At 43.4% G+C, this 22,253-nt stretch carries 19 protein-coding genes; 5 read left to right on the plus strand and 14 right to left on the minus strand.

All coding sequences use genetic code 11. The features are described from left to right. Positions 1-7: 7 nt before the first annotated feature. The 9 genes from hmpA to NYE25_RS20140 form a co-directional block, all read right to left on the minus strand. Complete coding sequence (gene hmpA / locus NYE25_RS20100; protein ID WP_341146688.1) at positions 8-1,213, minus strand: NO-inducible flavohemoprotein; 1,206 nt, start codon at positions 1,211-1,213, stop codon at positions 8-10. Between the two features lie 206 nt (positions 1,214-1,419). After that, positions 1,420-2,256: a YitT family protein gene (locus NYE25_RS20105; RefSeq protein ID WP_341146689.1), complete on the minus strand. Its 837-nt coding sequence runs from the start codon at positions 2,254-2,256 to the stop codon at positions 1,420-1,422. 45 nt (positions 2,257-2,301) lie between these two features. Then, on the minus strand, positions 2,302-2,793 hold the full coding sequence (locus tag NYE25_RS20110) for a VanZ family protein (RefSeq protein ID WP_052404457.1): 492 nt from the start codon (positions 2,791-2,793) through the stop codon (positions 2,302-2,304). A 29-nt stretch (positions 2,794-2,822) separates the two neighbouring features. Further along, positions 2,823-3,677 carry a M15 family metallopeptidase gene (locus tag NYE25_RS20115; protein ID WP_341051166.1) on the minus strand — a complete coding sequence of 285 codons (855 nt, stop codon included), beginning with the start codon at positions 3,675-3,677 and terminating at the stop codon, positions 2,823-2,825. Between the two features lie 124 nt (positions 3,678-3,801). After that, positions 3,802-4,497 carry a response regulator transcription factor gene (locus tag NYE25_RS20120; RefSeq protein WP_042192843.1) on the minus strand — a complete coding sequence of 232 codons (696 nt, stop codon included), beginning with the start codon at positions 4,495-4,497 and terminating at the stop codon, positions 3,802-3,804. A gap of 180 nt (positions 4,498-4,677) precedes the next feature. After that, positions 4,678-5,358, minus strand: a complete 681-nt coding sequence (locus NYE25_RS20125; protein ID WP_341147757.1) for a YdeI/OmpD-associated family protein — start codon at positions 5,356-5,358, stop codon at positions 4,678-4,680. Positions 5,359-5,425: 67 nt separating this feature from the next. Beyond that, a complete protein-coding gene (locus NYE25_RS20130; RefSeq protein ID WP_341146690.1) occupies positions 5,426-6,460 on the minus strand; it encodes a C40 family peptidase in 1,035 nt (344 codons plus the stop codon). Positions 6,461-6,613: 153 nt separating this feature from the next. Beyond that, entirely contained in the window at positions 6,614-7,069 is a 456-nt protein-coding gene (locus NYE25_RS20135) for a RidA family protein (RefSeq protein WP_341051162.1), read from the minus strand. A gap of 76 nt (positions 7,070-7,145) precedes the next feature. Next, complete coding sequence (locus tag NYE25_RS20140; protein ID WP_341146691.1) at positions 7,146-8,204, minus strand: LLM class flavin-dependent oxidoreductase; 1,059 nt, start codon at positions 8,202-8,204, stop codon at positions 7,146-7,148. Between the two features lie 228 nt (positions 8,205-8,432). Here NYE25_RS20140 and NYE25_RS20145 point away from each other — a divergent pair, with 228 nt between their 5' ends. Then, on the plus strand, positions 8,433-10,154 hold the full coding sequence (locus tag NYE25_RS20145; RefSeq protein WP_341146692.1) for a putative bifunctional diguanylate cyclase/phosphodiesterase: 1,722 nt from the start codon (positions 8,433-8,435) through the stop codon (positions 10,152-10,154). 48 nt (positions 10,155-10,202) lie between these two features. Continuing rightward, the gene (locus NYE25_RS20150) at positions 10,203-11,858 is read left to right on the plus strand and encodes a histidine kinase N-terminal 7TM domain-containing diguanylate cyclase (RefSeq protein WP_341147758.1); all 1,656 of its coding nucleotides are present in this window, start codon (positions 10,203-10,205) and stop codon (positions 11,856-11,858) included. Between the two features lie 73 nt (positions 11,859-11,931). Here NYE25_RS20150 and NYE25_RS20155 read toward each other — a convergent pair whose 3' ends face one another. After that, positions 11,932-12,273 (minus strand): zinc ribbon domain-containing protein YjdM, encoded by a 342-nt coding sequence (locus NYE25_RS20155; RefSeq protein WP_042131582.1) that lies wholly within the window; start codon positions 12,271-12,273, stop codon positions 11,932-11,934. Between the two features lie 219 nt (positions 12,274-12,492). On the opposite strand from NYE25_RS20155, the gene NYE25_RS20160 reads away from it, so the two are divergent. Both NYE25_RS20160 and NYE25_RS20165 read left to right on the plus strand, forming a co-directional pair. Beyond that, on the plus strand, positions 12,493-12,831 hold the full coding sequence (locus NYE25_RS20160; protein WP_052404459.1) for a DUF4234 domain-containing protein: 339 nt from the start codon (positions 12,493-12,495) through the stop codon (positions 12,829-12,831). A gap of 85 nt (positions 12,832-12,916) precedes the next feature. Continuing rightward, a complete protein-coding gene (locus tag NYE25_RS20165) occupies positions 12,917-13,222 on the plus strand; it encodes a DUF2752 domain-containing protein (protein WP_256716193.1) in 306 nt (101 codons plus the stop codon). 12 nt (positions 13,223-13,234) lie between these two features. Here the strand turns inward: NYE25_RS20165 and NYE25_RS20170 are convergent, their stop codons facing one another. Both NYE25_RS20170 and NYE25_RS20175 read right to left on the minus strand, forming a co-directional pair. Beyond that, the gene (locus NYE25_RS20170; protein WP_042192856.1) at positions 13,235-13,888 is read right to left on the minus strand and encodes a response regulator; all 654 of its coding nucleotides are present in this window, start codon (positions 13,886-13,888) and stop codon (positions 13,235-13,237) included. Continuing rightward, the gene (locus tag NYE25_RS20175; RefSeq protein WP_341146693.1) at positions 13,885-18,963 is read right to left on the minus strand and encodes an AAA family ATPase; all 5,079 of its coding nucleotides are present in this window, start codon (positions 18,961-18,963) and stop codon (positions 13,885-13,887) included. Before NYE25_RS20175 ends, NYE25_RS20170 begins: the two co-directional genes overlap by 4 nt. Before the next feature lie 203 nt (positions 18,964-19,166). Here NYE25_RS20175 and NYE25_RS20180 point away from each other — a divergent pair, with 203 nt between their 5' ends. After that, positions 19,167-21,026: a patatin-like phospholipase family protein gene (locus NYE25_RS20180; protein ID WP_341146694.1), complete on the plus strand. Its 1,860-nt coding sequence runs from the start codon at positions 19,167-19,169 to the stop codon at positions 21,024-21,026. A 97-nt stretch (positions 21,027-21,123) separates the two neighbouring features. Here NYE25_RS20180 and NYE25_RS20185 read toward each other — a convergent pair whose 3' ends face one another. Beyond that, positions 21,124-21,759 carry a response regulator transcription factor gene (locus tag NYE25_RS20185; RefSeq protein ID WP_341146695.1) on the minus strand — a complete coding sequence of 212 codons (636 nt, stop codon included), beginning with the start codon at positions 21,757-21,759 and terminating at the stop codon, positions 21,124-21,126. Between the two features lie 55 nt (positions 21,760-21,814). Beyond that, positions 21,815-22,084, minus strand: a complete 270-nt coding sequence (locus NYE25_RS20190) for a LemA family protein (protein WP_341051156.1) — start codon at positions 22,082-22,084, stop codon at positions 21,815-21,817. Between the last annotated feature and the right edge of the window lie 169 nt (positions 22,085-22,253).

A 22,253-nucleotide genomic window follows, 5' to 3' on the forward strand; every position in this document is an offset into this window, starting at 1 on the left:
ATCTATATTATTCTTCTAAACTGCCGGCAGGTCCAAAAAATTCAAAATGAATTCTGTCATCAGGTACCCGCCATTCCTTGAGCGCCTTATATATGACCTTCATAAATGGGGTCGGCCCACAGAAATAGAATTCAGAGTTCACATCTGCTATTTCTTGAAGCCAAGAAAGATCAATGTAACCAGATCTATTGCACTTGTCGCCTTCTCCTGGAGATTCATAACATACATAGGACCGAAGAGAAGAATGAGATTGTGCTAAATCTGCCACCCTATCTTTCATAGCATGCAAACTTCCATTGATGGCTGCATGAATATAGGTTACCTCGCGTTCTGGCTGTGCAGCAATTATTGTCTCCAGCATACTTACCATTGGGGTTAAGCCTACACCCCCACTGATTAGAACCACCGGAGTGTCACTACGCTGATCCAGTACGAAATCGCCCGCTGGAGAGCCCACTTCTAATATAGAGCCCACTTGGACGAAATCATGCAGATAAGCGGATACGACGCCCGCAGGTCTGTCTATCCCTTCACCTTCCCGTTTAACAGTGATACGGTAATACGCCTGTCCCGGAGCACTGGACAAACTGTAGTGGCGAATATGGGAATATTCTTCCCCCTCGGGCTGAACACGAACCGTGATGTACTGACCCGGGGAATAAGAGGCGATCGCCCCTCCGTCCTCAGGAGACAGGTAAAAGGAAGTAATAAGCTCACTTTCTCTAACCTTCCGAGTGACGATAAAGTTTCTGAATCCACTCCAGCCCCCCAGCGCTTCGGCAGCCTCACGATATTTTTCTGCTTCCACTCCTATGAAAGCATCTGCGATTACCCCATAAGCCTTAGCCCATGCATCTATAATTTCCGGTGTTGCCGCATCACCAAGCACTTTCCCAATCGCAGCTAACAAGGTCTCACCCACGATCGGATAATGCTCAGGCAATACACCCAGTGCTCGATGCTTCTCTGCAATCTGTTTTACCACCGGTAAGATATTCCCTAGTTGATCAATATTCATAGCCGCTGCTAGGACTGCGTTAGCAAGCGCTGTCTGCTGTCTGCCTTGCCGCTGATTGGCATGATTAAATATATTTAATAGCTCTGGATGGTTTTCAAATAACATGCCATAGAACGTCGTAGTAATGGTTGTTCCATGAACCTGTACTACAGGAACTGTTGATTTTATAATAGCAATCGTTTGTTGATCTAACATATGAATACCCTCTCTCCTGCAATTAGATAATGCCTCTATAAAAAGCATATAGAAGCTGCAAATGAGCGAGTGTGCGCTGAATCACTTTAAAATTTAATAAAATGTGAACAAACAGAAAGTGCAATGATATCCATCACATTCGAATGCCCAATCCAAAAAAAAGCTGTCCAAGCAGCTCAGGTAGCTACCGGACAGCACTTTCACTCTTATTTTGCCAGCTCCACAAAGCCTTCTCCGAACACATCTCTTACATCGTGAATGGCGATAAAAGCTTCTTTATCAATCGATCTTACAATTTTCTTAAGCATGGTTACTTCCTGTTTGCTAATGACAATATAGAGCAGCTCTTTGGGTTCTTTAGTATAATACCCTCGGCCATATATGACTGTGACCCCTCTATCCATGATTCCATTAACTTGTTCAGCAATTTTGTCCTGCTCCTTGGATACAATCGTAACGGCCTTCTTAGGATTCACTCCCTCAATAATGAAGTCCATCACCTTAGTCGCTACATAAAGCATCACAATCGTAAACATCAGACTTTGAACACCAATGATGAAATACGAAGCAAATACTACAACTAAATCGACTAGAAGAAGAGCGTAGCTAACGTTCCAATCCAAAAATTTATGCAGGATTCTGGCGATAATGGTTGACCCTGCGGTCGTTCCACCCACACGTATGATCATTCCGATACCCACACCAGACAAGATGCCTCCAAATATTGTATTGATGATCAACTCATCGCTGGCGATATGCCAATTCTTCGTAAGAATCAGGAATAACGAGTTAAAAAACACCGCAATAATCGTGTATACTGTCGTCGTTTTGTCCAGAAATTTATAACCCACAATCAATAATAAAGCATTAAGAATTAAGCTAACAATACCTGGTGACCACTGATACAAATAGTATGTAATCATAGTCAGTCCCGTTACCCCGCCTTCACCGAACTCGTTCGGAATCACAAACAAGTTAACGGCCAAGGAAAATAGCAATGCTCCTACAATGATGGAAACAATATCCGAAATACGCTTTTTCATACCATGCCCCTTCTATCCTCTGTCTATATCTACCATCCACAAATACTAACACCGCTTCGATATAGTTGTAAACAATCCAGAAGAAACCAGCATTCTATATATGGCGTAACCGACTACCCCACCGCAAGTGTTTAAGATCAGATCATCCACGTCAAAGGTGCCGATATACAATACTAATTGTGTAACTTCAAAGCTCAGACTCAGCGCAAAAGAGAGCATGAAGACCTTTTGAAATAACCTTACTTTTTGCGACAACAGCATAGGAACAAAGACTCCAAACGGAATAAACGCCAGAAGATTGCCCACTAAATTAAGTGATGAAAAAGGATCTGAAAGTGACAGATGCTCTATCCCCCGCGAGATCTCTTTAAAGGGTACATAGTTGCCCTGTCGCTTAAAAATTCTGTCGGGATGCTCGAGCATACGCCCTGCCTGTTCCCAAAGTGATTGCAAGCTAAAAGGTGCGCCTTTAAATACGATAATTCGGATCAAGAAATACATATAGACAATAAATACGGCTGCCAGCAATAACGTCATAGTAGACTCGCTCTTAGGCTTCGTACTCATCAAAATGTAGTGACAATTACGCCATCCATATTATCGCCCGACGTTTTATATTGCCCTTCCTTTGGAATCTTAATACTTGTATATCCTGATACTGGATAATAGTTTACTGTATATGTTTTGCCGTCTACAACCGTTGAAATTTCACTATTCTCCTTCAAAAGATCTAAATATTGTTCCAGCACAATTCCCTTCTCATAAATGATCGCACTGTGCGGCAAGCCGACATAACGGAAGTGCCAAGGTTCATATTTAATCCCCGTAATCTCCGTTTTGTCTTTCGGATAGCGTAGAATAAAGCCGTATTTCCACGCATTCTTTTCCAGCCATTTGCCTTCAGGTGCTTTGCTCATTTCCGATTGGGACGATCCGATGTCCAGCGATAATCCTAAATTATGTTCGCTATATTGCGCTGGCAGAGCATAGTCTGAACCTTTTTCCTCATACAATCGCTCTTGCTCCTCAAAGTCCCTGTACCCACTGCTAATTAAAAAATGATTCACGCCATCCTTCTCAGCAGCCTTGATCATCTTATTGAATTTATGTGCTACACTTTCAGACAACCGAATCGAGGTATCTAGTAATCCATAGCCCTGAACCAGATCCTTCTGATCAAATAAGGTCACAATATCAGACTTCACGCTGTCCTCATGTACCGGATATTGTTTGTTCACCAGCAATAAATCCCCTTGATATACCTGATCTTGCGTAACCACCTTTAAACTATCGCTATCTCTAATCGATCCCTTCTGGATCTTATCATTCTTATCAGCTAAATTACCCGTATCCGGTAAATAACGAGCGGCTGCGTAACCAACAAATAACACAACGATCACCAAAAAAAACCACTTTTTCATCCGTAATGTCCTCCCATTTCCTTAAGGCGTTTATGCTTGATAGGAATAGAATAACGAAGACACTTTAAAGAAAAAGCAGGACAAATATAAAGTTTTTCTTAAAATGTATAAGAGCTCAGTGGCCTTACCCAGTAAAGGTATATCCTACGCCCCAGATTGTCTTAATAAATTTGTTCTTATTGATGTCTTCACCAAGCTTTTTGCGCAAGGTACGGATATGCACCATGACCGTGTTGCCACTCTCATAATAAGCTTCTCCCCATACCTGTTGGAAGATACTCTCCGCGCTAAACACCTGCTTAGGATGGCTCGCCAATAAATGCAGAATATCAAACTCTTTCGGAGTTAGGTCTATTACCTCACCGTAAAGAGTGACGGTATGTTCATCTGGTGAAATCGTCAACCCACCAACTTCAAGGACCGACTTAAGAACGGCTGCGGGCTGACTGAATTGTATAGAGCGCCGTAGTTGAGAATTAACGCGGGCGACTAACTCCATTGGATTGAACGGTTTGGTCATATAATCATCTGCGCCCATGACAAGTCCCGTGATCTTGTCCAGATCAGAAGTCTTCGCACTTAAAAAAATAATCGGCAGATGATGCTGCTCCCGAATGTGACGGGTTACCTCATAGCCATCCAGCCCTGGCATCATAATATCCAGAATCGCCAAATCTATCGTTTGGGACTCAATAGCTTGTACCGCTGCCCGCCCATCGGATACTTTAATGATATGATACCCTTCTTTTTGCAAATGCAAAGCCACCAGATCAGCAATCTCCGCCTCATCATCCGCAATTAAAATCGTAATGCGCTTCATCTATATTTCACCCCTGTAGGTTTGTGCTATATGATCTACATCCATTATACCCCAAACTTAAAAACCACTCCTAGGATGAAGTGGTTTTGATGAAATCTATGATGAATAAATAGTAATGTTGCAATATTATTTACCGTCTTTATGTCTGCAAAATAATCTTTTTGATGAAGAAAGGTCTAGTTAGAGTTCAGTACTACTGGCTTGCCGATACAGCTCACGACTCTTATAACCAGCCTGTAGAATCTTCTTCATTTCCTCTTTACGCTTAGCTCTTGTTGCCTCTTGTTTGGCACTATAGACATATCGAGCCCAGTCTTTGCGGTATCCCGGGGTAAGCGATTCATAGATCGCAAGCAAATCCGACGTATCTTTCAGATCTTGCTCCACATTTGGAATGAAAGAAATATAGTCATCCACAGATTGACTTGGGGTATTGGAAAGCTGACCTTTCCCCTTAGCATCCTCTTTTAACCCCACAACTGTAAAGACATCATCCAAACCTACCATGCGTGCAAATTTAATATTGCTTGTCCCGATGTAGCCATTCTCATCACTGCCCAGACCCTCTAGTAAGTCGTCACGATGAATAAAGGTCGGATACACTTTGTTTCCCTTTTTAGGATACGCCACAAAGAGATAGCCATTCTTATGAAGATTCTGTTGCTCAATCACACGGTTCACTAGTTCCTGTAACGACGCCATGTCTAGTACAAAGGCAAATATAAGATCATACGCCCCATTTAGCGAAGTATCATAATCCGTCAATTCCGCTAAATAATCGGAGCCTTCTGGTTTACTCAATATCGCTACTTGGTTGTATTTTTGTAAGTTCAGCTTTTCTACGATGGTTTTAGTCACTATGCTTCATCCCCCAAATGTATTCGGATGCTTCTTCATCGTGATCATTATAGCCTAATCGCTACCCAATCTAAAACATTCTACGGGCCGTCACAAAACGCTTCTTCCACTTCTCACTCAGGGCTTCATAATGGACGCCTTGCTCCTTAGAATACGTATGCAATATCTGATTATTTCCCGCATACATAGCAACATGACCAATGTCGAGACCCCGTGCACTAAAGAACAGTAGATCTCCCTTACGCAGTTCGCTGATCCCAACTTCCTTCCCTTCTTTGGCTTGATTATAAGAGGCGCGTGGCAGATCCACCGACAACACGTTCTCTAATAAATGTGCTACGAAAGAAGAACAGTCAAAGGTAGACGTCTGGTTCGTCGCTGCACCGAATTCATAAGGGGTTCCCAGATACTTTTCTCCATAAGCAAGCAACGCACTTCCCTGCTTCTCAGCGAGCGACTCACTAGTATAATTGCTATATTTCGGTTTAGCAGATATGTACCCCGTCTTGTTGTCTTGCGTTCGCACTTCTAACCACAAAGCATCCACTTCTCTAACGATATGGACTTTATCACCTACGGACAACATTTGCTGGACACCTGATTGATCCGATGAATTCGGCGAACTGCGCAGGTTAACCCCATAACGAATCGTTGTATCGTAATTCAGTGCTGAATAGATGCGGACGGTCCGAGTGTTAGCCTCCCACTTCACGGTGCTGCCTAGAGCCTCGCTGACAAAACGCAGCGGCATCATCGTATTACCACCGACAACCTGACCCGGAACGGTTAAGCTTAAGGCTTGTCCATTTTTGTTCGCGGTTAAATCTCCTATTTGATAAGTCAGTACCAGCGCTCCCTTAGTGGCCTTAACTGTTTTGGTATCGTTGTTCCATGAAATCTTTGCTCCCTGTTCTTCAAACAGCTTGCGCATGGGAATAAGCGTTGTACCGTTTATGAGCAAGGGCTGAACCTCTAATTCAAGCTGCCGATCATCCAGAAAAACGCCTGTAACCTGATTCTGAGGCGTCACCGCCGCATGGGCTGGAGCAGTATAGAGTATAGATGTAAGCAGTACAAGTAGTGTGGCTTTCTTATGAATCCTCATGATGTCATCACCTCGTTGATTGATATGTTCAATTATTATTACTAAAAAAAGGGTAATTAGTTTTGTTACAATTATTGGGGTTGCTGTCTAACTACTTCTCAAACCATGTAAAAAAGAGGACTGCGGTCACCTTTCGGTGCCACAGCCCTCCTTTTAATCCACTTCAAAAATAGAATCGATAATGATCGGAAGATTATCCCTTACAGAAATAGCGCCCAATACCGAACGAGCATGACTGCCCTTGTCTCCGAATACCTCCAGCATTAAATCCGAACAGCCATTGAGCACTTTATGATGTTCTTCGAATAAGGGATCTGCATTCACAAATCCTTGAATTTTGACCACTCTCTTCACTTTATCCAAGGAACCTAGAGCTGACTCAAGGACGGCAAGGATCTCTATACCAGCCTGACGTGCAAAATGATAGCCTTCTTCGGTGGTGAAGTCTTGTCCCAGCTTGCCTTTGGGATGCCCGGCAGGTCCTTTTCCCGATACAAAACATAATCCATTAACTATAACGTAGTTAGCATATTTTGCCGCCGGTTCACTAGCACTAGGCAGGACAATACCTAATTCCTCAAGTCTATCCGCTATGATTCGATCCGCCACTTCAGTTCCCTCCTCCAATCAGTACAACCTCAATAAATTGGTAAGATTATACTGATTAATCCAGAAAGGGTCAATCCTATTTTGCTTCGACCTCCGCTTCCCATCTCGATATCTCAGCTCGAACAATTGGCGCTACTTCAGTACCCAATAGTTCAATGGCTCTCAATACATCCTTATGAGGCATCGTACCTAGCGGTACATGCAGCATAAAGCGTGTAATTCCTACGTGTTTGCGTAGGTGAATAATCTTCTCAGCAACAGTGTCTGGATCTCCTACATACAAGGCACCTTCAAATCTACGTGCCGCATCAAAGCTCGCCCGACTATAATGACCCCAGCCACGCTCACGACCAATCACATTCATGCTAGCCTGCGTAGAGGGGAAGAACATATCGGCCGCAAGCTGATTATCCTCTGCAATAAAGCCGTGCGAGTGTGAGGCAACCGGAAGCTTCGACACATCATGTCCTGCTTGGGCCGCCGCTTTCTTATAGAGCTTCACCAGTGGAGCAAATTGCAACGGACTTCCTCCAATAATTGCGAGCACAAGTGGCAGCCCGAGCAGGCCAGCACGAATCACAGATTCCGTATTGCCTCCACTGCCAATCCATACGGGCAAAGGATTCTGAACGGGGCGCGGATAAATCCCCAGATTATTAATGGCTGGTCGGTGATTTCCACTCCAGGTTACTTTTTCAGATGCCGTTATTTTTAACAACAGGTCCAGCTTCTCATCGAATAACTCATCGTAGTCATTTAAATCGTATCCAAAGAGCGGGAAAGATTCGATAAAAGAACCCCGGCCTGCCATGATTTCTGCCCGTCCATTTGAGATTCCATCAAGTGTTGCAAAATCCTGAAATACACGTACTGGATCAGCAGAGGACAGCACGGTTACCGCACTGGTCAGCCGAATTCGTGTCGTCTGTGAGGCAGCCGCAGCCAGCAAAACTGCTGGAGAAGATGCGGCATAATCCTTTCGATGATGCTCACCCACACCGAATATATCTAAACCCACCTTATCTGCAAGAACAATCTCCTCTACTACCTCGCGCAATCGCTGTGCATGACTTATTAACTCCCCCGATTGAACATCCGGTGTTGTTTCTACGAACGTACTGATACCTATTTCCACTTACGATTCCCCCTTAACTATAATTTCCTCTTCGAGTTATTTGTTTGATTATAACACAAGTTACGTTCAAGCATAGCTAGGCATTAATGCCTAGATCCAGCTTGTCCAAAAACTCATTTTTAAAATTTGCAGAACATCACTGACAAATAGAGGATTTTGATGAAATATGTTGAAATGATCTAAAACAAGTAGCTCTCATGCATCTCATGCTTGATATAGGAGGGACATATGCTTCAAAGAAATAAACACAAAAATTCCATATCCAAACAAACCTTCAATCCTGTTCGGGGCTCGTTAAAAATCGCCATAATATATTTTATTGTTGGGTGCTTATGGATCCCTTTAACAGATAAGGCCGTTTCCACTTTTACGCGAGATCCGGAGTGGATAAGACTTATTAATATAATTAAAGGCTGGTTCTTTATCCTCATAACAGCTTTGCTTATCTTTGCATTAATTCTAGGTACTCTGAAACGGATTAAAAGGATCGAGAAGAAACTGGATCTTGCCTATAGGGATAGGGTGAGCGCCCACGAAAATCTAGAGGCCGCCTATGAGGAAATCACAGCTACGGAAGAAGAACTCAGACAGCAATATGATCAGCTCATTGAGAATCAAGAGAAGCTAGCCATGAATGAAGAAAGGATGCATTACCTGGCGTATCATGATCTATTAACCGGCTTGCCCAACAAATTAGCTTTTTATGAGAATGGGCCTCACATTTTGGAACTGAATAACATTGCAGCCTTAATGTTCATCGACATTGATTACTTCAAATATGTAAATGATACGATGGGCCATGAATTTGGTGACCGGCTAATTGTTAAGGTTAGTGAGAGATTGGTTTCCCTGGTTGGGAGTAGTGGGGAAGTGTATCGTTTCGCCGGGGATGAGTTCATCGTTCTTTTATATTCTATTGAGAACAGTCAGTGTATAACTAGCGTAGCCTCTCACATTATTGCCGGTTTTAAAGATGCGATTGAGATGGATGACAGTCTGCTACATGTTAGCCTAAGCATCGGAATCAGTGCTCACCCCGAACATGGAAGTAATATTATGGAACTCCTTAAATGCGCAGACATCGCTATGTATAAAGCCAAAGACGCTGGCAAGGGTCAAATTATTGTCTTTGATCAACCGCTCAATGATACCTTTACTGAGCGAATGAACATTGAGAAGCAGTTATATAATGCTTTAGAGAAAAATGAGCTGGAAGTATTCTATCAACCCCAGATTGATCTGACTCAGAACAGGGTGACGGGACTAGAGGCTCTTATGCGCTGGAACAACCCCATACTAGGCATGGTCCCTCCGGATAAGTTTATCAAAATAGCAGAAGATTCCCACCTCATCATTCCCCTCGGAGCGTGGGTGCTCAGAACGGCCTGCGCCTTTTTGAAAAGCCTTCATGAGCAAGGATTATCACATCTGACGATGTCTGTTAATATTTCAATGCTGCAGCTACTGCAAAGCGACTTCAATGAATTAGTTCTAGACACCTTGCAAGCCTCCGGGCTAGATCCTGAATACTTAGAGCTAGAGATCACAGAGAGTGTTCTGGTTGAATCTTACGAATATGTGAGCAGTAAACTGACTGAACTCAGAGCTCACAACATCAAAATTGCCTTGGATGACTTTGGTACCGGTTATTCCTCCTTAAGCTATCTTACTCATATGCCGATCTCGACTTTAAAAATAGACAAGTCCTTCATTGATTCCATTCGAACAGGGACACATCAAGCCGTTCTCGTCGAACAAATTATTATGATAGGTAAACGCATGAATATGTGTGTTATTGCAGAAGGTGTGGAGCGCACTGTACAACTCGATTACCTGCAGGAGCAAGGCTGCGATAAAATTCAAGGTTACTTGTTCAGTAAGCCACAGTCCGCACAGAGCGTAAAAGAGCTGCTAACCGAGTGGGAGAAGGTTTCAAGATTAAATGAATAAAGATGAACCTATTCTTTTATATAAGAAGGTGTTACCGAATTGAATGTCATGACATGGATTGACTTATCATTATTCTTCGTTCTTTTCGTTCTATTCATCTACATATTTGTTACTGTAACAATCACTAACTTACATAAGGTTTACTTGACTTTCCATTTCACGATGATGTTATGGCCCTTCTGTCAATTTGCTCTCAAAACTACAGCTGATCCCGATGTTCAATTGTTTTATGTAAAGCTCGCTTTTATTGACTCAATACTGTTAACGATTGGATGGCTTCTTTTTACAATTTTTCTCACGGGAAAATCATATCTCCTCCGAAAAAAGAAAACGCTGATCCTATACATTGTCGCAGCATTGATCTTAATTGGAGTGATCGTCAATCCAAAGCAAAGCTTTGTACTGCCAATGCATGGTGGATATGTTGAAAGATCTTATGGTCCGCTTTTTTGGCTGTTTATTCTCTTCTTGATCTGCACCATTATTAATTCTCTGTATATCATCTATTCAGCGCTTATATCGAACGCCACACAGCGGATCAAAAAACAGGTTACTCATGTACTCAAAGGTGTGCTGGTGCTGACTGTATTTGTATTACTGGATGTCTTTCTTAATGTGGTACTGTTTAAATCTCAGCCGGTGATTCCGGGGATGACCTCTCTGGGGATACTAATCTCTGCCATCTTTTTCGTCATTGCCATCCATCGTGATAAAATATTTGATCTCGTAACCATCGCTCATCAGGATATCATTGACACACTCACACTAGGTATTCTTGTACTGGATGATAACGAGACTGTGGTAGAGATCAATCGATCGCTTTTGCCAAAAATCAACCTACAGATCGGTGATCGCTTCGACTTATCGGCGCTAACCCCCCTGGAGCAGACTGCCAGCGCTTTCCGATTGTTTCAACATACATATCTTAAACAGCCCATGGAGAGAAGCGAAGTTGAAGTATTCTACACCTCGCTCCAAGCGTACATCAATATTACAGCGGAACCCATTGTCGTAGGCGAGATCATGGTTGGACGGATTCTCACCTTTCAGGATAGAAGCGAGCTGCATCGCCTCATTGCTGAGACTAATCAGCAGAACGAGATCCTGCAAGAGCGTAATCTGGCATTAATTGAAATCCAGAATGAGCTTTCTCAGACCAATCAAAAACTCAAGCAAATGGCCATAACCGACAGCTTAACAGGTTGTTATAACCGTCATTACTTAACGCAGTACTTAGAACAAGAGATCATAGAAAATATGATATTGAAGCAGCCTTTTGCCATCATTCTACTGGATATCGACTTTTTCAAAACGGTGAATGACAATTACGGCCATTTAGTGGGCGATGTTGTAATTTGCAGCACGGTAGAGGTCATTAAGCAATCGCTAAGGGAGACGGATATTCTGGCACGCTATGGCGGGGAAGAGTTTATCGTCTATTTACCAAATACGAACCACACACAAGCAAACCTCTGGGCAAAGCATATCAAATTCATGATAGAGGCCAATAAAGTACATGTGGATGAGGTTGCTCATTCTGTATCCATCACTGTAAGCATGGGACTACTGTCCATTAATAATTTTGCAGAGCAGTATGCAGAAAGCCCGACCAATCAACTAAATGATTTATTCGAATCTGTGGACAAAGCTTTATATCAAGCCAAAAATGCAGGACGAAACCAAATTGTTGAAATCATAAGATGACACGCCTTTAAATATTACCTAAAAAAAGAAAGAATCAGCCCTACTTCTATCGAAGGTAAGCTGATTCTTTCTTTTATATCTTTTTAACAAATTCGGATTTTAATTTCATAGCCCCAAACCCATCAATTTTGCAATCAATATCATGATCTCCGTCCACTAAACGGATGTTTTTGACTTTGGTACCTATCTTCAGAACAGATGAGCTTCCTTTTACCTTAAGGTCTTTGATTACAGTTACTGAGTCGCCGTCGTTTAATACATTGCCATTGGCATCTTTGATAACCTTTTGATCTTCACTATTCTCAGACTCTGATTCTAATGTCCACTCGTGTGCACATTCTGGGCAGACTAGTAGACTTCCATCTTCATAAGTGTACTCAGAATTACATTTCGGGCAGTTCGGTAAATTAGACATTGTTTCATTTTCTCCAATCGTAGTTCAAATTCTAGCTGTCTTGCGGCTAATCTTTAAAAGTATATTTCATATTCATGAAGGAATCCACTATATCCAGATAGTAAGCTTGTTCCACGTTTCTTAAAAAAACAAACTACTAAATATTATCTTGTATATATTTTCACAATTGTCTATGATAATAATGTAAAATTTTCATATAAATACATAGGAGAGTGAACAATGATTAGTCAAAGGAGTGTCGCATTTTCCATTATACTGTCATTAATTACATGTGGAATATACGGAATATTTTGGTTTATTGTTCTAACGAATGACGTAGGAAAGCTAAGTGGAGACTACACATTCACAGGAGGAAAGCATTTTCTTCTAACATTGATTACTTGCGGGATATGGAGCCTGGTTTGGGCCTACCAGATCGGTAAACATGTTGCAGAAGCTCAAAGACAACGCGGCTATCTCGTATCCGATAATTCAGCTCTGTACGTGATCCTCACAATCTTTAGTTTTGGTATTGTCACATACGCTTTGGTGCAATCTGATGTTAACAAATTGGTATAATTTTACGATTCATAGAAGGACACACCCTAAACTATTTTGGAGTGTGTCCTTAAGTCTCCTTGGCTTACTGTATTTCACTGTATGGATGCCTTTAACCAATCTAGGTATACCTTGTCTATTTCATGAATGGACTGGATTTTATTGTCCGGGATGTGGAGTCACAAGAGTTATTCTATCCTTGTTAAAGTTCGACTTCGTTCAGGCGTTTAGATTTAACCCGTTGCTATTTATTCTAGCGCCTCTGTATATGTTGTACTTAATTACTGAAAAGAAACGTATCCAACCACTTAGCCATGGAATTATGGCTGTGATGTTGATCCTAACCGTTACATTTGGGGTACTGAGAAATTTTCCAATGTTTGATTACTTGGCCCCTACAGTAATTCGTTAGCATCAACTATGGTTACATAATAGCTTGAAGTCGCACAATCGCTTGAGCCCGGTCAACCACCTCTAATTTGCTATAAAGATTACTAATATAGTTACGGGCTGTCCCCTCCGCAATATGCAGTGTATCGGCAATTTCGCGATTGTTAAGTCCCCGGATAATGAGCTGCGCCAGCTCCTCTTCCCGTTCTGTCAGACTCATACGATCTACATTGGATCTTTGCCAATGTTCGTACTCCTCCGTCAATCTATTCATCCTGGTCGCCAATTTGGCTGCTACCGGAGCTGGCAGAATAAATTGCCCGGATATCGTATCACGGATCGAAGAAATCATTTTATCAGCATCCATATCCTTCAGCATATAGCCGCTTGCTCCAAATGCCATACCCTCAACAATATAATCGGTCTCTATAAAAGTGGTTAAAATCAGAATGAATATATCCGGACGAATCTGCTTGATCCGTTTTAGTGCACTGATCCCATTCATGATCGGCATTTGGACATCAAGCAGTACCAGATCGGGTTGGAATGCTTCCACCATCTCGCAGGCCTCTTCCCCGTTCTTGGCAGCGCCGACCACCTCCATATCATCCTCCAGATCCAGAATGGTACGAAGTCCTTCACGCGTCAACAATTGATCATCGGCAATTACAATCTTTATCTTACTCATTTTCTATTCCCAACCCTTCGCATTGGCAGATCGATTTCCAGTAGACAGCCCTCATTCATTTCTGAATCAATGGATAAGCTACCTCCCAGTTGCTCCACCCGTTCTTTCATCGTCCTAAGTCCAAAACCCATCACTATATGACTATCTCCTGACCCACGATCTTTGAGCCTAAACTGTAAATTTGCTCCGACAGACTCCAGACTAAAATGAAACTCCGTACTCTTACCGTGTCTGATTCCGTTCGTTAGGCCCTCCTGCAAAGCATGATAGATGGCCTTTTTATAGGCTGTTGACATGGCCTCCGGCAGATCATAAATAATGGCATGGACGACAACGCCCGCATTACGTTCAGTATCGCGTATCAGTTGCTTCAACATGACCGTGAGGTCCGAATACTTGTCCTCCTTCAGCATATGGACAGAGCCGCGGATTTCATTCAAGCTATGCCGAACAAGATCCTGTGCTTCAACCAGTCGCTGAAAACCACTATCTATATCTTTTTTCTGAAGCAGCCGCTTGCCAGCTTCAATCTGCAGAATCGTCGATGTAAGTGTATGCCCAACAATATCATGAATCTCTTGGGCAATACGATTGCGTTCTTCAAAGACGGTAGCTTCGGCCAAAGCCGCAGATGTTTCTCGCATCGAACGCTCCAGACTACGAGTTCTTTCTACAACTTGGTCCTCTAGATTTTTTTTAAGATATTGGATTCCCGAATACAGCTTGGCGTTAGCGATTGAGATTGCGCATTGTGAACCAAGCAGCTTGAGCACATCGAGTCTACTTGGCGTAAATACACCTGGGGATAGGTTGTTCTCCAAATAGAGCAAGCAAACCAATTTATTCTGATTCATGATAGGAAGACAAAGAACTGATTTCAGTCTATTATTCCTAACGTAAACGTTACGCGTAAATATCCCCTCACTGAGCGCATCATGTAATACAACCTGCTCCTGTGTTCTTGCTGCATAGGCTATAATCGCTGCCGGAACAAGATCTGACTCTTCCCCGAGAGGAACAGATTCGATATGCTGAGCTTCTGAGGTACCATAAGCTTCAACCATCCATTTGCCATCATGATCAAAAATAACTGCCCCATATTCGGCCCCAGCATTGTGGAGCATGATCCGCATCAGCGTGGCCAATAATCGACTCATCTCCATCTCGCCCGATAAAGCTTGAGCAGACATAACTACAGAAAGGGAATCGACTCGATCGAGCCCGGGCTCCCGTTTAATATGCAGCAAATGGCTATGCTGCTGCTCAAGGTCAGCCGCTTTAGCCTTTGCGCCCCATTGCAGATAAGCCTCGTAGGCCTCAGTCATATAGATTCTTGCTAGATGTAATTTGCCATGACGAAGTCCATACTTGCCGTAGCATTCCGCCGCCATCGCTAAATCGTGAATATGGCCGTTGATACGAGCAGCCTCAATAGACTGCTCATACAAGGCTTCAGCTTGTCGTGGATCTCGCGATAGGCGAGTCAGCTCAGCCTTCATCAACAAATATTTATGCTCATAATTTTCCGGGCAACGCTTAGCAAGCTTTTTCATTTTCTTCAGGCGACTGTGCATTTTTACCCGGTATATACGTTGCTCTTCAGCGTTAAATTCCTCATATAACTGAGCCCAGACTAAACATTCATACACGGTCTGCATGGGACTGTCTAAGCCATCTTCACGTGATTTTATAATGGCAGCTGATTTCGCTAATGCCGCACTGGCTTCGCGGTACTCCCCAAATACATAACCTGTCAAATATCGGTGTATCCAGACCATTTCTTGTATAAAATTAAAGGTATCTCCATGAACTGACTGTGCAAAATCAGGTTCGCTAATCTCTGCAATGTTAAATGGATCATCTAGTGAGCGATAACCTGTCAATCGAACTAGAGTAGCCGCAGCTATGATAGCCTGCTTACAATGAAGACTGTTGTTATGGCGCAGCAAATCACCGGAATGAGCAATTAACCGATCATAGATATCGCCTAACGGATGGCCAAATTGCAAAAGGGAGGCACAGTTGATTAGCACACTCTGGTTACCCTTCCATAAGTCACCTGATTCCAGTCCCACTTTACCTGCTTTCTCGGTAAACATACGGAGCATAGCTGGATCATAATGCCGCCAGCTATCGTAGCACATTGCGAACGCAGCTAAGGTTGTCATATGCACTTTCGGATAGGGTTCCGATAAGCTGCAAGCCAGCATGGCCCATTTAAATGTTTCTTCATCATTACGGAAGTAATAGTATTGAAACATTGCATAGCCTATGAATCCAATGGAAGCCTCCGGAGTCATCCCATAATCGAGCGTCAATTCAATCATGGTGAAGGAAGAAGCGAGCCACCCATCTCGGTTGACATAGAAGCAGGCATTGCTCGTATGATCTAAAGTGGTCATTGCGACTCTACGAGCCTCGTCGGTCATCGGCGGTAAAAGATTAAGCGATTCGAGTGAAACCTTCTGTAGTCTGCGCCGCAATCTTAACCATTGAAGCGTCAATTGAACATAGCTAGGATCAAATTGATGGCTCACTTTCAATAGCGATAATGTATGCCGACCTAAGGAGATAACCTCTTCATGGTTATCATTACTTGCTTCCAATTGAACCTTCATCGCGTAGATGTAAGCCTTATCCGTATTTGTCGCAGCTTTATGGATTAACAGATGAAATAATTCATTAGCCTTATCAAAATGTGAACATAAGTATTCGAGCTCGGCCCTCTCACGAAATACCCGGAAGGTTAGCCCATAATGCTCCTCCCAGCTCTGCTCCTCTAGTATCGCTGTTGCCTGAAGCATATATTGTAAGGCTGTCTCATGTGCAGTCGTTTGCTTCGCTTTTATCCCTGCCTGTAAGTTCAGCTCTACCAGTTGAAGCCTCTGTTCGGGACGATCTATCCATGTAAGCGCCTGATTGAAATGATGGACCGCCTCAAACAGAATTGTTCCTTCACTAAGAGAGCTGTGGCCTAGCAATAGCATGCCAATCCTCCAATGTAGCTCTGGGCGCACCTCTTCGGGAACAAGAGCATAAGCCGCCCGATGAATGCGGTTGTGCTGGAATTTAAAATGCGTATATTCCTCCCCGTTAACAGGTTGTAGCGCCCGTCCATTTACAGCGACTTCCAACGCTTCGGTCAATGTCTCTACCGGAATCTCCGTAATTTCGGCAAGCGTACCCACATCAAATATGCTGCCCAGTAATGCAGCTCTACTAAGTGCATACACCGTCTGATCAGGAAATTGCTGTAACTTACTTGAAAGATAGGCTGCTGCATTATCAGGAACATTCAATTCAGTAATGCGCTGGAGGTCCCATTTCCAGCTTCGAAGATCCTCGTCAAATTCCACTCGCTGATCATCAATCAAATCCTGAAGGAATTGCTTAATAAATAGTGGATTCCCATCTGTCTTATGCAGAAGTACCCGCGCTAACTCGTCCAAGTCAGTAGCCTCGTAACGCATAACATCCAGTAGCAGTTGTTTTAAATCGGTGAGTTCAAGCGCTTGTAGAGATATTCTACTCATCACTACGTTGCGGTCTATCAAATGCTTTTCCAGCCTACTGAGTGGGTGCAGCCTCGTGATTTCCCGATCACGATAGGAAAGAACGATTAGCAGATGACTCGTGGCCGTGTCCTCTATAAGCGAAGTAAGATATTGCAGCGATGTTTCATCCGCCCATTGCAGATTGTCCAATATCAAGATCAAGGGATGATCTTCATGAGGAAAGAGTTGAATAAATCGGCTCATAATTAATTGAAATCGATGCTGAGCTTCCAGCGGCGGCAACGGAGGCACGGAAGGTTGGGGGCCAATCAAGAGCTCAAGCTTAGGGACAAGTTCGATCAATAATTGCCCGTAACTGTCCACTGCCTGTAAAATACGCAGCTTCCAAACCTCCACCTGCAGCTTCGTTTCCATCAGCAGTTGACTGACCAATTCTTCTATAACTTGATGCCAGATGCCATAAGGGAGTGAGGTATGTAGAGATTCGAATTTGCCTCTGGCGAAAAAACCATCCAAAGAAATCGAATTTCTAAGCGTTTCTTTTAGAAAGGTTGTTTTTCCGATACCACTCTCACCACTAAGCCAGACCGTCTTTACAGCACCTTGTGATGCTCGTTTCAGTGCTTCTCGTAAGCTTAGTTTCTCAAAATGTCTTCCGTAGAATCGTTCCGATACCATCCAGCGTTCCGGAATATCCCAGCTTCCTAATAGGAAGGGCTCGATGTACCCGTATTGTTGTAGGTGGGTTAGACATTTCTCAAGATCCGACTTGATTCCAAAGGCGCTGGCATATCTCGCATCAGGCATTTTCTCCATGCATTTAGCAACAATGTCAGAGACAGATAGAGGGATAGTGGGAAACCTGCGATGTAAAGGCTCAGGTGTATCTGCAAGATGACGATATACAATATCAACAACATCATGAAGCTCAAAGGGGCGACTGCCTGAGAGACATTCATACATAATGACTCCAAGCGAATAAAAGTCAGAACGATAGTCCGGGTTCAACCCAGTTCGACCCGTTTGCTCTGGCGATATATAAGGAAGCAAGGTATCCGGCCGCCCGCTTAAGGGTGACAATGGACTGGTATCATTTTCAGCGGAGCACATTCGTATATCAATAAATTTCACTTCAAAAGTAATTGGATTGACGATTAGATGAGCGGGGGTCAGTTCATTTAGTGTTATTTTTTCACGATGAATTTGCATAAGGCAATCAGCAACAGCGATGGCGATCCGAAGCAGTAATGGAAGCTCCAATGAATCAGGTGTACGCAGTATCTGATCCAGCGTACTCCCCTCTATATCTTTTAGGAGGAGGACTGGCCGATCCGGCGTGATTTCCAGGCTATATGCCTCGATTGCTCCACGACCGCTAAGTCGCTTAAGCATGTCATACTCATGACGAAAAGCATCAACCATAGTAGATCCCGGGTACTCGCCTGTAGTTGTCTTGGCGATAACCCTAAGGCCATCTTCTTGACGTAGGAGTCTGTACAGCCTGATATCTGAGGTAGTCTCTATCAGATCTAAAGTTTGGTATCCTTGCAACTCAAACATGAACAGCACTCCCTAGTTACAATTAGGTAGACAGAATAAGCAATCTCGCAAAGCAGTTATACTCATTATATCATCTGATCTCGCCATAGAATCCTATGTTGTAATTAACTTTGTCATCTATTTTGTCATATGACATCTATAAAATTGCATTGTGATAATATAGGGAAAAATACTCAATCATCTCCACATAAGGAGGATTCAAATTGTATCTTTCCTACATAGACTACCCTATGCTTGAGCACCTGTCCGTTGAAGAATTACAGCAGTTAGCTCCTGAAATGCAAGAACAGCATTATGAACCCGGCAAGCTTATCATGCAAAAGGGCGAGGTCAGCCAGCGGGTTTATATTTTGGTATCCGGTCAGGTACAAGTATTTATTAGTACGGAAATAAAGGTAGAATTGGCTATACTCTCGAAAGGCCAGTTCTTCGGGGAAATGTCCTGTCTTACCGGAGACCGCATCAGCGCACATGTAGAAGCGATCGATAACGTTCATGTAATATCCGTATCCAGAAGTGGCATGCTGCTGTTAATGGACAAAAATCGCGAGTTCCGCAGCCAGATCATCGAATCCATGATCAAGAGAATCCAAAATTCCAACGAACGTGTACTGGAAGAGCATTCGAAAAGTCAGATCATCATGAAGCTTCATGAATCCGAGGAACAAGAGCGTTATGGTGAACTGATCGGAGAAAGCGCCGAAATGCGCACACTTCTCAGATCGATTGAATATCTGTCGGCGGAGCGGGTCCATGTTGTCGTGATAGGTGAATCCGGTACAGGGAAGGTAAATGCAGCAAGAGCACTTCATTACCGAGCAACGAACGGACAATACCCGCTACTGGTGTTAAATGTAGCAGACATGAGCCTCGTTGATTGGGAGACCAAGGTTATTGCGGCAAAAGGAGGAACCATTGTCATCGAGGAAGCAGAATGCTGTCCTTCTGAGAAGCTACTACAGCTGCTGGAGGCAGGTGCACAGATTCGAATCATCCTGACTAGCACTTGTCCCTTGAAGATTGTTTCCCACTTAGCGGTCTTGCCTGTGCCTCCTCTTCGTGAGCGAACTGAAGATATACCGCTGCTTGCGCAATACTTTCTAGAGAAAGAAGGAGCGGGCAATGCGCAAGAAATCCTCTCTCAAGATGCCCTGAGCATGCTGTCCCTGTTCCCTTACCTCGACAATAATGTAGAGGAATTACGAAATATCGTGAGAGAAGCCTATATTCGTAGCGAAGGACGTATGATCTACAGTCACCATCTCCGCTTCGGCCGAGTCCGTAAAGTAGGAGACCGCCCAGTTATTGGTCTGGCGTTAGGAAGCGGCGCAGCCAGAGGCATGGCTCACCTTGGGGTGTTAAACATTCTGGAGCAGGAGGGCATTCCCATAGACATGATCGCAGGAACAAGCGTTGGATCTATGGTCGGAGGAGCCTATGCAGCCGGAATGTCTGTAAAAGAATGTATGAAGGTTCTTTCTACGATCAGTTGGGGACAACTGGTGCGTCCAACCTTCCCTATGCGGTCCCTTGTTCATAACGCGCCCATTATCAGCTTTATCGAAAAGCATGTCGGTAAGCGTCTAATTGAGGAGCTGCCTATACCCTTTGGCGCGATAGCTTCAGACGTCTCCACCGGTGAGGCTCATATCATGAGGACGGGTTCGCTTGCACATACCATTGCCGCAAGTACAGCCGTTCCCGTAGCCATGCGACCTGTCAACTATCAAGGAAAGCACTTAGCCGATGGAGCCATTGTTCATCCTGTGCCAGCTGCGCTAGTAAGGAGCATGGGAGCTGATATTGTGATCGCAGTTAACGTTTGCCCTGAATCCTTCACGAAGGGAGCAGCCAGACATCTAATAGATTCCTTAATGAATACGATTGACATCATGAGCGCAAAGCTGATAAAGGAAGAGCTGCAATTAGCGGATGTAATCTTGCGTCCCGATCTTGGCTTCAATCAAATCAGCTTTAAGGATGCGGACGACTACATAGCCGCCGGAGAAGTGGTAACAAGAGAAGCGATTGCCCAAATCCGCCAAAAAATAGCCGCTTCCTAAATACATTGCATACAAAAAAGAAAAATTCAGGAGGTGTCCCAAGAGCTATGAACTGCTACTGAGACACCTCCTCGTATTTAATGCTAATGTTATATTTTTACTCATAACACATTTCATATTTCGTTAGCCCTATCGCGTTTGCGTACAATGCTGCCTGTGTCCGATCATTAACCCGCAGCTTCGCTAAAATCTGGCTGACATGCTTCTTCACCGTAAATTCACTGATATATAGACGTGTAGCAATCGTTCTGTTGCAAGCACCTTGTCCAAGTTCAATCAGTACTTCCTTCTCTTTCGGTGTTAATTCATCCGTCGGACTGCTGCCGCTAATACGCATCTTTTCTTCCATTAGACCAGGATCATAGTACTTTCTCCCTTTATGCACCAAATGGATAGCAAAGAGTAACTCCTCCGGCAGTGCCTCTTTTAGGACATATCCATCTACTAGTACTTCTTCAGCCCTCAAAAAATCCTCTCTGCTCGCAGAGGAAGTCAACAGAATGAACTTACTAACCATGCCGCGAGCACGTGCTGTCTTAATGATATCCAAGCCCGATTCATCAACAAGCTTAAGATCAATGAGAACAATATCTGGCTTTGTCGCTTCAATCACATCAAATGCTTCTTGACCATTCGTAGCTTCACCAGCCAAATGCACACCTGGCTGCATTGAAATGACAGATGCCAGCCCTCTTCTAACTAAAGGATGATCATCCACAATAACGATTTTCATAGAAACGCCTCCCTCTAAATCTCATGACAATCTTAATTCTCTATATCAAGTCCACTTAGGATACCGTCCAATTAACGTCTGCCCGTTTGGCCCCTTCCATCTTGAGCAGGAATTCCGACTTAAATCCAATAGCCCCTGCAAATAAAAAATTAGGAAAAGTACTTATCATCGAATTATAGCTTGTCACATTTTCGTTATAGATACGTCTGCTAGCAGATAGATTTTCCTCTAAAATATTGATCCTTTGTTGCAATTTGATATACGGATCGCTGGCCTTAAACTCTGGATAATAGTCTGCCTGAACATTAGCAAAAGATTCTCTCACACGATTACTCATGCTGAACATTCGTAGGCTGGAAGAGTTGAACCATCTGATTCATTATAATTAATAGACTTGTCTGGTTATAGTGAGCGTTGTCATCACTTCTGTCATATTACAAAATGGATGTTTTTTACATAATACGAGTCTCATATTACGTAAGCCCAATATAAAA

This window comes from Paenibacillus sp. FSL E2-8871, assembly GCF_038000345.1.
Taxonomy (GTDB): domain Bacteria; phylum Bacillota; class Bacilli; order Paenibacillales; family Paenibacillaceae; genus Paenibacillus_AQ.

What these genes read in the sequence shown, in the direction of transcription:
- NYE25_RS20105 (WP_341146689.1), bottom strand. Translation starts at nt 2,256, where the DNA reads ATGAAAAAGCGTATTTCGGATATTGTTTCCATCATTGTAGGAGCATTG.
- NYE25_RS20130 (WP_341146690.1), bottom strand. Translation starts at nt 6,460, where the DNA reads ATGAGGATTCATAAGAAAGCCACACTACTTGTACTGCTTACATCTATA.
- NYE25_RS20145 (WP_341146692.1), top strand. Translation starts at nt 8,433, where the DNA reads ATGCTTCAAAGAAATAAACACAAAAATTCCATATCCAAACAAACCTTC.
- NYE25_RS20120 (WP_042192843.1), bottom strand. Translation starts at nt 4,497, where the DNA reads ATGAAGCGCATTACGATTTTAATTGCGGATGATGAGGCGGAGATTGCT.
- NYE25_RS20150 (WP_341147758.1), top strand. Translation starts at nt 10,203, where the DNA reads ATGACATGGATTGACTTATCATTATTCTTCGTTCTTTTCGTTCTATTC.
- hmpA (WP_341146688.1), bottom strand. Translation starts at nt 1,213, where the DNA reads ATGTTAGATCAACAAACGATTGCTATTATAAAATCAACAGTTCCTGTA.
- NYE25_RS20170 (WP_042192856.1), bottom strand. Translation starts at nt 13,888, where the DNA reads ATGAGTAAGATAAAGATTGTAATTGCCGATGATCAATTGTTGACGCGT.
- NYE25_RS20160 (WP_052404459.1), top strand. Translation starts at nt 12,493, where the DNA reads ATGATTAGTCAAAGGAGTGTCGCATTTTCCATTATACTGTCATTAATT.
- NYE25_RS20175 (WP_341146693.1), bottom strand. Translation starts at nt 18,963, where the DNA reads ATGTTTGAGTTGCAAGGATACCAAACTTTAGATCTGATAGAGACTACC.
- NYE25_RS20115 (WP_341051166.1), bottom strand. Translation starts at nt 3,677, where the DNA reads ATGAAAAAGTGGTTTTTTTTGGTGATCGTTGTGTTATTTGTTGGTTAC.
- NYE25_RS20155 (WP_042131582.1), bottom strand. Translation starts at nt 12,273, where the DNA reads ATGTCTAATTTACCGAACTGCCCGAAATGTAATTCTGAGTACACTTAT.
- NYE25_RS20165 (WP_256716193.1), top strand. Translation starts at nt 12,917, where the DNA reads ATGCCTTTAACCAATCTAGGTATACCTTGTCTATTTCATGAATGGACT.
- NYE25_RS20185 (WP_341146695.1), bottom strand. Translation starts at nt 21,759, where the DNA reads ATGAAAATCGTTATTGTGGATGATCATCCTTTAGTTAGAAGAGGGCTG.
- NYE25_RS20110 (WP_052404457.1), bottom strand. Translation starts at nt 2,793, where the DNA reads ATGACGTTATTGCTGGCAGCCGTATTTATTGTCTATATGTATTTCTTG.